The 10,729-nt window shown below is 40.7% G+C and carries 5 protein-coding genes; 4 read left to right on the forward strand and 1 reads right to left on the reverse strand.

Annotated features, from left to right (window positions below; genetic code table 11):
- Positions 1-296: 296 nt before the first annotated feature.
- Positions 297-2,381, forward strand: coding sequence for a fibrobacter succinogenes major paralogous domain-containing protein (locus M3O96_RS21620; protein ID WP_249725211.1), 2,085 nt, complete (start codon positions 297-299; stop codon positions 2,379-2,381).
- Positions 2,382-2,431: 50 nt separating this feature from the next.
- Here M3O96_RS21620 and M3O96_RS21625 read toward each other — a convergent pair whose 3' ends face one another.
- Entirely contained in the window at positions 2,432-3,766 is a 1,335-nt protein-coding gene (locus tag M3O96_RS21625) for a DUF5723 family protein (RefSeq protein ID WP_249725214.1), read from the reverse strand.
- Between the two features lie 342 nt (positions 3,767-4,108).
- Here M3O96_RS21625 and M3O96_RS21630 point away from each other — a divergent pair, with 342 nt between their 5' ends.
- The 3 genes from M3O96_RS21630 to M3O96_RS21640 form a co-directional block, all read left to right on the forward strand.
- Positions 4,109-7,126 carry a sensor histidine kinase gene (locus M3O96_RS21630; RefSeq protein WP_249725229.1) on the forward strand — a complete coding sequence of 1,006 codons (3,018 nt, stop codon included), beginning with the start codon at positions 4,109-4,111 and terminating at the stop codon, positions 7,124-7,126.
- 9 nt (positions 7,127-7,135) lie between these two features.
- On the forward strand, positions 7,136-7,768 hold the full coding sequence (locus M3O96_RS21635; protein WP_249725232.1) for a response regulator: 633 nt from the start codon (positions 7,136-7,138) through the stop codon (positions 7,766-7,768).
- Positions 7,769-9,147: 1,379 nt separating this feature from the next.
- On the forward strand, positions 9,148-10,729 hold a 1,582-nt coding region (locus M3O96_RS21640; protein WP_249725234.1), incomplete at its 3' end, for a hypothetical protein.

Consider the following 10,729-nt stretch of genomic DNA (forward strand, 5'->3'; position numbering starts at 1 on the left):
TTTTTTATTAATATCCTTTTGGAAAACAAGTTTAATCCGGAATCACTTTATGCCGGGTAGCAAAACACATCTCATGGACCCTTGAAATTCCACCGGAGATCTAATAGGGATTTCTTTGGGATAATTAAAAATCACCAAAATCATTTTTGGAAGTTTGATTTTTTGCCAAACAAAGACCGCTATTTAGCCTTCTGAATGTCAAAGGTTTGGTAACTTTATTTTACAAAACCGAATGCTTTAATTGAGTTTGAAGGATCTAGTCATGGACCATTTGAATTCCAAAAAACTGAATACCGATGAAAACTTCTTTTAGGATTTTACTCTCTATTTTTTCGATCTTACTGCTTTTGGGATGCAGGGAGGAGGAGGCGCCCATTTACCATCCCATTGTGGTGGATGATTATGTCACCGCCTTTGACTTGGTCAAAATCTATGCCCCCGGCCTTGGAAAAGAAGACCAGATTTTGGAGGGCTATTTTTCAGAAAATATTCCAGTCACTTTGGGCCGTATTGGGAAAGATTCCTTGGTTTTTATCATGCCTGAGTTGCCCATGGGAAATACAATACTAGAGGCAGAGATCAATGGAAAATCGAGGGTATGGAAGTTTAATCTCGGTATATATTTTCTTCCTCCTCCTGCGCAGGTATCTGTATTTGAAGCCTTGATTCGGGATAATGAAGCTTTATTGACAGAAATTGAGGACATCGAATCCTTGGATGGATTTTCACAGGATTATAGAAAATGGATCAGCCAATTGAAAGTCGAATACACACAGCTTTCTGAAAATGAAAAAAAGGTCTTTGAAGGTGTTTTTAGAAACCCGTTTATAAAACTATGGCTTGATTCGAAAGAAGGTAAAAAACTCGAAATTCCGGAATGTGATGCATCTCCGATCTTTAATTTTTTAGGAAGGTGTAATATGCTTGAAAATTTGTTTTCCCAACCTTTTTCCCCTCAGGGTTTTGAATATGTGACCAAGTATGCAGCATTGCCAAACTCAGAATTATATTCTTCGATTAAGACCGGGATTGGGTTGGGAGGGTTGTATCAAATGGCTTTTTTGGAAGGTCTGGCAGCCAAAACATTGACTTGTCCGCTGCTGAGAAACTTTGTTTTCAAAATACCCGGTGAACAACCGGGATCATTTGTCGAACAACCAACTCTGATTTTTGAATCTGGTGAATTAAATGAGATTCATGCTTTCGGAGATTTCCAAAAACCCAATATGATAGGTATTTATTCTCCCTACGAAGATCAGTTCCGAGCAAGAGTGGATTGGTTCAAAACATTCAAAAAAAGCACCTCCAAAATTCTGGCTAGGTTAGCTAAAGGGTCTGATGTTCCTTTATTGAAAGAAGAACCTCTTTATATCATTCCCGCAACGGCGCCTATTGAACAAATTCCTTTTCCGACTTCGTTTCCAATGACGGTCCAGATTTTTTATAAGCCTAATATCAGATTTATTAATTATGAATTTGAAGAGGGCAAATTAAAGATTGAACTGGAGAGCTTGATAGGTTTGGAACAAGACTTTGAGTTAAGACTGTATTACCAAGATTTTGAAAAATCGTTTCCTGCCAAACTCAAAGTTACTTGCCCGATGTTGGCACAGGTTGCTTTAGAAGAAGGAAAGGTCCGAATGGATATTCAATATGGCGTACCTCCTTATAAGATTACATGGAGCAATGGGTTGACTGGAGCAGGGCCATTTGATTTTACACCCGGTGCATACACTGTACAAGTACTTGATTCGGATGGCTGTGAAGAGTCGATTGAGTTTGAAATGCCCCAATTCAGCACAGTAACGGACATCGATGGCAATGAATATAGGACAGTCAAAATCGGTAACCAATGGTGGATGGCTGAAAATCTCAGCACCACAAGGAAAAACGATGGCACTCCAATCACTAAAGTCAAGACGCCTTCAGAATGGACCGGAAATCCCGATCTGAGCGTCTATTCAGTTCTTGAAACCAAACCAGGAAACCACCCGAATTATGGCAATCTATACAACGGTAAAGCGGTTTGCTGTGGAATCTGTCCAACCGGTTGGCGCTATCCGGAATCAAAAGATTGGGCACAGTTACAAGATTTTTTAGGCCCAAGGCATGCTACCAAGATGAAAACTTATTTGGGTTGGAAAAACAGTGTAGTCAAAGGGTCCAATATCAGCGGGTTTTCTGCACAGCCAACAGGATATATAGGGTGGAATGGTATGTATGAAGGAGAGGGTTCAGTTACATATTTTCGTGTACCTACCAAATCCGATCCTCCCTTTAGCCATAACTTTTTTTTGTTGGGTATAAGTCTAGGGGAAGAGATCTTTGCAAGTGCAGAAAATCCCGGTGGGCTTTATTCAGTAAGGTGTATCAAGGATTGAGAAGTCATTAAGGTCCCTTTTACAAGATTGGGACACTTGAGATTTAGGTCTTAATCCTTAAATATTGGCACCTTGAATCCTATAAATATATCTGTGCTTCTTGAGGAACTGGAAAGGAGATTTGATAATACAGATCCCGATCCTATCATAAATGGTCCAGATCTTAATCCTACTCCCCACATGATGCCGGATTGGAATTGTCTTAAACTGAAAGGACTATAAATGCTGAGCCATTTGGATTCGAATCTTGGGGTGACAGTAAGGGTATTGACGATGTTGTTTACCCTAAATGTCGAGGCATCCCGAAGTGAAAATGCACCATGCATGCTTAGGAAAAACTTTTTTGAAACACTGTAGTCAATAAATCCCTGCAGGGAGGAGGGAAGTCCTAAAGACCTGTTTCCGATTACTTCTGTGCTCGGAAAGTTATCATTCAACACCTCTTCGATGTCCTTTTCGTCAAACTCGGAAACAGATATTGTCCCATTCATATTGTAATTAAACTCGGAGATATCTTGGTAATTGATTGCCCCAATGTCAAGCACAGAAATTCCAAACCGAAATTTGTAAGGTTGTACAGTATAGACAGAATCACTTGGAAGCCCACTTTTGGCTCTCAATTCATAAACGACACCGAAGTCGGCGCCGAATCCTCCCGTGAAATCAGTAAATTCGATATTTTCTGTATCAAAGTCCGAGGTGTAGCCATAATCCAAGGCACCACCGGTGGTGAGTAATCCCGCCTGGGAGTTAAATCCGGCACTTAATTGCGGACTTGAAGTAAAAAGTCCACCTGCTCCGGCGAGGTATTTCAAAGTGGTTCCGATTTTCAGTCGGCTTTTTTCATCCTCCATAAGGATCCTGCCATAGGTCAAACCTATTTCTCCCCAGGCATGTACGGTTCCTGACAGGTCTTCCATATTTGCCTGAAAATCAGACTGGGACTCAAAGCCTTCAGATATACTTTCATAAAACAAACCGCTGATATTGTGAATGTTGAAGAAAGTCCTCACCCTTGTGTTGATTCCCAAGCTGCTTTTTTCATTCAACCTAAACATGACTGAAGGCCCCAGAATATCAGCATTTCCAAAAAAATTGTTTCTGTCGGTGGGAGTCTTAGCCACATCCGAATCAAATGAAAATCCATCTCCGATATTTCTAAGGTCCCTGAAGTCTACACTCAGGTAGTCGCTTCCCACAAAGGCACTCGCAGATATAATGTTGAACTCAAACTTGGTTTTCGATCCTACGACATTGGCCGGATTCAGAAGGAGAGAATGCACTCCGGAATAATTGTCCAAAGTATTCCCAATGTAAGATTGTGAATGCCCCAAAAAGGGAAGTGATAAAAGAAGGAGGACGGATAGTAGTCTTAAGTGGTTCATAGGATTAAAAGTTGGTGGAAAAAGTCTAAATGTCCACAATAAAATTCGTATTCACAATACCACCTAAGGGGTATTTATTACGCATTTAATGGGTTTTGATTTACCTTATTAATAGTAACTTATGCTAAAATAAAAAAAACGTAAAGAAGAATTTTATGCCATTATTTTATTTGGTTTTGGTTTTATATTTTTGGGTAAGAAGTGATTGTGGCAGAGGAATATTCTTTAGAAAGGTTTTCAAAAAAATATTATAAAATCTACTGGAATTTTTATAAAATAATTTTTACATTAAGAGAATAAAAACAATTTTAAGTTCCATTTTTTTTTGCAACCATTTTTGATATGCAGAAGCTGATTATTGTAGTTTGGCTATTGGCTTTTTTCTTTTGTCGTACGGGGGATAATTTTGCCCAAACCGATATCCAAATCAAATCATGGGGACAAGCCCATGGAATAGAAAGTGCGGTGATTTTCGGCGTTTTCCGGGACCAGAATAACCTGATTTGGATCTGTACTTACAATGGGCTTTTTTATTTTGATGGCTTTCGGGCATATAAATCCCCCATAGTCGAAGCAGATGGGAAAACCACATTCAATGGCATTGTCAATCAATTGGTGCAATCCGAGGACGGAAGGTATTGGCTTAAGCTTGACTACACTATGGGTGCCTATGATATTTATACCAAGGTATTTACACCACTCAAAACCCAGCCTTCGAATTTGCTTTCCACTTTTTCGAGCATCGGGGATCAATTATTTGTGTTTGATCCGGCTAGGACATATTTGGTGGATAAAAAATCTTTTGAACTTATTCCGATGGTTTTTGTGGATGATCTTGATTCTATCATTTCAGATGATATTAGGCCGTCAGGTTTACCTACCAGATATTTTAGTTTTTTTAAGGAATCCCCCGTTGAAGTCGTTCCGTCAAAAAACATCGGTAAATATGTTCTAAAAAGAGATGTCGATTCTTCAAAAACCTTTTGGAATCAAAAGGGGTATTTTCGCTTAAATATCGATGCCAAGGGAAACACTTGGTATAGGCACCCATTGAATTACCGGGAATTGATTGTCGAAGACTCTCTTGGAAGAGATATAAGTGATGAGATTTTACGTTTATTTGAGGGGGTTGCAATCCATTTTTTCTATACCCTATCTGATTATTCTTGGTTTGTCACAGACAATGGATTAATGCTGTGGGAGAAAAATGCAGTAAAACCCGAGAACCGTTTTGAGAAGTTTCCCGAATTATCTGAAGTACAGCTTTCGCAGTCTTTTGATAGGGGAAAAACAATTTGGTTTTGGAATAAACAGGGGCTATTCAATTTGAGAACCAACCCATCCCAATTTAGCTCCATTACCAAGGAAAACTTGGGCCTTTACAGCAACTTTATCCTAGGAATTTTTCCTTTTGACGAAAACCGCCTGATCATCAAACATGATTTTTCTGATCAATACTATAGCTTTTTTGACTTACGCACAGGAGAGGTAAGGCCTGTGTATTTGGACGACATTTTCAGGGATTTTGGATTGATAGAATACCGGGATATCCTAAAAAATGGGGATCCAAAAACCTGGATTTTGAAGAATGGCAGAAATATCCATGAGTTCTTTGCAGGCAATCCGAATATAAATCCATTTACCAGAACTTTTATATCCGATGGCAAGTCTTATGATTATTTCATCTATCCTGGTGATCAATTTGATTTGGTATACCAACTTTGGCGCATTTCGGAAAACAAAATGGTTTTCCCTAGAATTATTCCGCTTCAATATCTGCAGCAGGGAGATACAGTTTGGATCGGAACTGAAAGTGAAGGATTGGTGGCCTTGCATACCCCAAGCGGTCAGACACAACAATGGCTTTCTGATCTTGGCAAGCCTGAAAGCATCCCTTCCAACAGGGTGCATGCAGTGATTCCCGTAGCAGATGACAACCTTTGGTTGGGTACAGGAAATGGATTGTCATTTTTCAATAAGAAGACAGGAAAATTCACAACATACCGTACGCAAGAAGGGCTCGTCGACAACAAGATTTATTGTATGGCTTTTGACCGGAAAGGACATCTTTGGATAGGCACAGGCAACGGACTTTCCAGATTTGATACGCTCAACAAATCCTTCACCAACTTCACCAAGGCCGACGGTTTGGTCAATAGCGAATATAACCGCAATTCGGCCATGCTCCTGCCTGATGGAAGGATGATGATGGGTGGAATGGGAGGGATTGACCTTTTTGATCCTGATGAGGTGGGGGAAACGATCGAAAAACCAAAACCGATGGTTGCCCATGTCCACAACAACGACAAACTGATCAATCTGAAATCACAATTTGATTTCCGGCACATTGAAAACCATTTCGATTTTTATGTTTCTGCTATCCCCATTTGGATGGCTTCCACCTTATCCTATGAGTATCGATTGGTAGGTGCTGAGAGCGATTGGCAAAGTTTGAATTTTTCCAATGTGGTCCATTACCCCAATCTTCCGCCCGGCGACTACAGTTTTCAGGTCAGGATAGCCAATCAACCTGAGATCGCGAGTTATGATTTTGTGATCCATCAGGTTTGGTATGCGAGTTGGTGGTTTAGGTTGGCCTTTATCCTAGTGGGATTATTTTTGATTTACTTTATTTACAGGATGATGCTTTCCCGCCGCATCCTCCGACTACAACAAGAAAACCGCATCATGCAACTCAAAGCCGAACAGGCCAAATCGGTAACCAAAGAGCGGGAAAGAATCATCGCGGATCTCCATGATGATGTGGGTGCGACACTCAGTAGCCTTCATATTTATGGTGACTTGGCCGGAAAAGTATGGGAGTCCCAACCTGAAAAAGGAAAGGAAATGGTGGATAAAATCAGAGACCAATCCAAAGAACTCATGGGGCGGATGAGCGATATCGTCTGGAGTATGAAAGATCCCAAAAATGAAAAATACTCCCTTCGCTCTAGAATCCGAAATTATGCCAATGAATTGCTGTCTTCAAAAGAAATTCTGTTTGCAGATGTCTTGGCTTCTGATTTAGATGAGAAAATCGTCCAACCCGAGCTCAGGAGAAACCTGCTTTTGGTGGTCAAAGAGGCCATGAACAATATCGCCAAGCACAGTCAGGCCTCCCGGGTCAGGTTGGTATTATATGAAAAAGAAGGTCAGTTGATCCTCAAAATCAATGACAACGGACAAGGGTTGGATGTCATGAAGGTCCAAAATGGCAACGGATTGGGCAATATGCAAAAGCGTTGCCAACAAATGAATGGAAAATTGACTGTCGAAAGTCAAAAAGGAAATGGAACCACACTAATTTGTGCTATCCCCATGGCTACAATTAGTATTGTGGATGGTGATAAATCCCCCTAACTTCAATATATGATTCGGGTAGCTATATTTGACGACAATCAAGCCCGCAGGGAGAGCTTGCAGGCTTTGATCGGCCTGGTCTCTGGACTGGAATGGGCAGGTTCCTTTGAAAACTGCGCCCGGATCATTAAAGATATAGACCTAAGCCGTCCTGATATCATCCTGATGGACCTGGAAATGCCCGTGGTCAATGGGATTGAGGGAATCAAGATTGCCAAGCAATACGCACCACAGATCAAGATTATTGTGCAGACTTCCTTTGATGACGATGAAAAGGTTTTTGCTGCCCTTCAAGCCGGTGCAGAGGGTTATATCCTCAAATCCGCCTCCGTCTCCCAGATCACCCAAAGCATCGATGAAGTCTACAAAGGCGGGGCAAGTATGAGTCCTTCCATTGCGCTGAAGGTGATGCGGTATTTTGGAGAAATCCCCAAAGAGAAAAAAGAGGATTACCACCTGACACCCAAAGAATCCGAAGTCCTCAAAAAACTCGCAGAAGGCCTCAGCTACAAAATGATCGCCGATGAGCTAGGCATCAGCTACTTCACCGTCAATAACCACGTCAAAAAAATTTACGAAAAGCTCCATGTGCATTCCCTTGGGGAGGCGGTTGCGCTGGCTTATAAGAAGAAGTTGTTTTGAAAGGGATCACGCAAAGACGCTAAGGCGCAAAGGAAGGGGGTCTGTCTGGGGAACCTTTGAGGTCTTTTTTTGACCTCGAAGGTTTTGAGGTTTGGAAGACGGTAAAAATGCGCCATCAACTTCCTGCTTTTTTAAATAACTCTATCATTAAACTTTTTCCTTCCCATATAGCAATATTTAGCTATTTCCTAAGAATTTCTTCCTTTCTAATTTTAAATGAAAGATTTTTGAATATTCCCTTATTTACATCAAGCGGTTGAAAGGCAATATTTTACCAACCTTTTTTATCTAGGAAACAATTTCATTTAACCTCAAATTTTTATCCAATGAAAAATTACGCCAAAACAACAACATTATTTAAGGCAATGCAGTCCTGGAAATCCAAAATCTGGCTCTTGGCTTCTATCGCATGATTTCTTGGGTTCAAATTCAAGATTTTTTGAGAAAAATTGGAAAGATGATAAACCGAGCAAATAGGGAACATGAAGATAAACAGTAAAGATTCGACCAACCACTTTTTGAAATCGATTTTTGGATAATGATGTGAGAATGATTTTTAGGCTTTTTGAACTGGAAAACCACCTGGATATGTCTGAGGTGGTTTTTTCTTATTAGAGGTTTGTTTACCAGTCTTGCTGGATGTATCCTACGCGGATTTTTAATCCGGAAGTTATGGAGGAAATTCACAATCCTACACCCATACTCTTTCAGATCTAAATTAGGATTTGAATTTTTCGGGAATAATTAATATCGTATGTGCGCAATTATGCCAGTAGATTGGATATCCAATTAAATTCTTGTCTGCGGACTGAAATGCCCGGCACATTCCTGCCCGACGACAGGCGGGGGTCTTCCGACTTCGATCTTCCTACCCGATTGTAGTAGGATATTGGGTTACTTGGCAAAGAAGCGTTTCCTCATAAAAGTGTATATTCTCTGCGACCTCAGTGTCAGTGGTTATTTTTATTTTGTGGGTTCTTGTCTTCGTGGGAAACAATTTCAGGAACCCTTTTCTTTGCGTTTTGGCGCCTTTACGATCCCAATAATCTCTTGCTTTCTTGGTAAACCAATAGAATTTAATTTCCAAAATGAAATGTTTCGGACTTTTTTTAATGAAGTTTGTAAGGCTTTTAATATTTTTATTAAGGAATAATTTGAGTATAATAAAAAAAACAAAATTTATGATTGAAAAAATATAATTTTATTGATAAATTTTACGCTAAAATATTTTTAGTTTTGTATATTATCTTTTTTAAAATGCTTTTAAATGTAAATAAAAAGCAATAAAATTGCTTTTAAATCCATCATTGTTTAATAAAAGCAGTGTTTAAGGATTACTTTACAAGTGGATTAATTCTTTTCTTAACCCTTATAATAATATGAAAGCAAAATTTTTACTACTGATGTTTTTTGTGTTCAGTTACCTGGCAATGCCGGTCTTTGCACAAAGCTATGCCCCCGGGTCCGAACCCACGGTGACCACGGATAAGGATGACTACGCTCCCGGTGAGATAGCCACCTTTACAGGAACTGGATGGACCTTGGATTCCAAGGTCTCCATTGTTTTGGAAGAGGAACCTTACCAGGGACATGATGAATTTTTCACGGTCAATGTTAACCCAGACGGGACATGGTCCATGCAGTTTCCGATTGATACTAAACATCTGGGTGTTTCTTTCCATTTATTGGCAACGGGCAATAATACTGGTTATGTAGCTGAGACATATTTTACCGATGCTGCGGTTACTTTTGGTGCGACAGGATTACCTTCTAATACTAGCGTAAATGTTGGTTATAATGTTTCTGGTTCGGGTGCAGGAGACGGAGACTTTACTTCTCCAAGTTTTACTCCGCCTTCCAACTCCACAGGAACAAATCATCTAAATAAAACAATTACCGTTAATAGTTTCAATCTTACATTTTCACCTACACCAACAATAAATTATATTATTTTAAATTATGGACTACGAATTGGAGCAGCAACACAACAAACAAATTTACAGACATCAAATGTTTTTGTTGTTGGAGCAAATAATCCAGCAAGTGCCGCTTTATTTATTGCTAACTATGGTGCCTTAGTTGCCTCGAACGTTCCCTCAGCTGTTTATGGCAGCACTTCTGTTACTCTATCGTCAAGCTTGTATTCCAATTACCAAACAACAACAGGCATTTCCGGTCAATCCATAACATTTTTTATTAACGGGAACAGTGTCGGTTCTGCGCCTACAGATGCAAGTGGTATTGCTACATTAAATGTGGACATAACAAATATTCCTGTTCTTGGGAACTTGAATGTTGGCGATTATACGATAACCAGCTCGTTTGCGGGGATTCCTAACACATATTTACCGATAACCGCAGCAAATAGTACCGCTGCGACTTTGACAGTCACCAAGGCTCCGACTACTACGGTAGTAACAATCAACGGCGGACCGTTCACCTATACCGGATCGGCGATTGAACCTGCCACGGTAAGTGTGACCGGCGCAGGCGGATTGAACCTGACCCCAACAGCTGATTATGCGAACAATGTGAATGCGGGAACCGCAACAGCTAGCTACAGCTACCCTGGAGATGCAAACTATCTGCCGAGCAACGACAGCAAAGACTTCACCATCGGCAAAGCCACAACGACAACAGTTGTGACCATCAACGGCGGACCGTTCACCTATACCGGATCGGCGATTGAACCTGCCACGGTAAGTGTGACCGGTGCAGGCGGATTGAATCTGACCCCGACAGCTGATTATGCGAACAACATTAATGCGGGAACCGCAACAGCGAGCTACAGCTACCCTGGAGATGACAACTATCTACCAAGCAACGACAGTAAGGACTTCACCATCGGCAAAGCCACAACTACAACAGTTGTGACGATCAACGGCGGACCGTTCACCTATACCGGATCAGCGATTGAACCTGCCACGGTAAGTGTGACCGGCGCAGGCGGATTGAACCTGA

Origin of the sequence: Aquiflexum sp. TKW24L (assembly GCF_023502205.1) — a bacterium.
In the GTDB taxonomy this organism is placed as follows: domain Bacteria; phylum Bacteroidota; class Bacteroidia; order Cytophagales; family Cyclobacteriaceae; genus Cognataquiflexum.

What these genes read in the sequence shown, in the direction of transcription:
- M3O96_RS21625 (WP_249725214.1), bottom strand. Translation starts at nt 3,766, where the DNA reads ATGAACCACTTAAGACTACTATCCGTCCTCCTTCTTTTATCACTTCCC.
- M3O96_RS21630 (WP_249725229.1), top strand. Translation starts at nt 4,109, where the DNA reads ATGCAGAAGCTGATTATTGTAGTTTGGCTATTGGCTTTTTTCTTTTGT.
- M3O96_RS21620 (WP_249725211.1), top strand. Translation starts at nt 297, where the DNA reads ATGAAAACTTCTTTTAGGATTTTACTCTCTATTTTTTCGATCTTACTG.
- M3O96_RS21635 (WP_249725232.1), top strand. Translation starts at nt 7,136, where the DNA reads ATGATTCGGGTAGCTATATTTGACGACAATCAAGCCCGCAGGGAGAGC.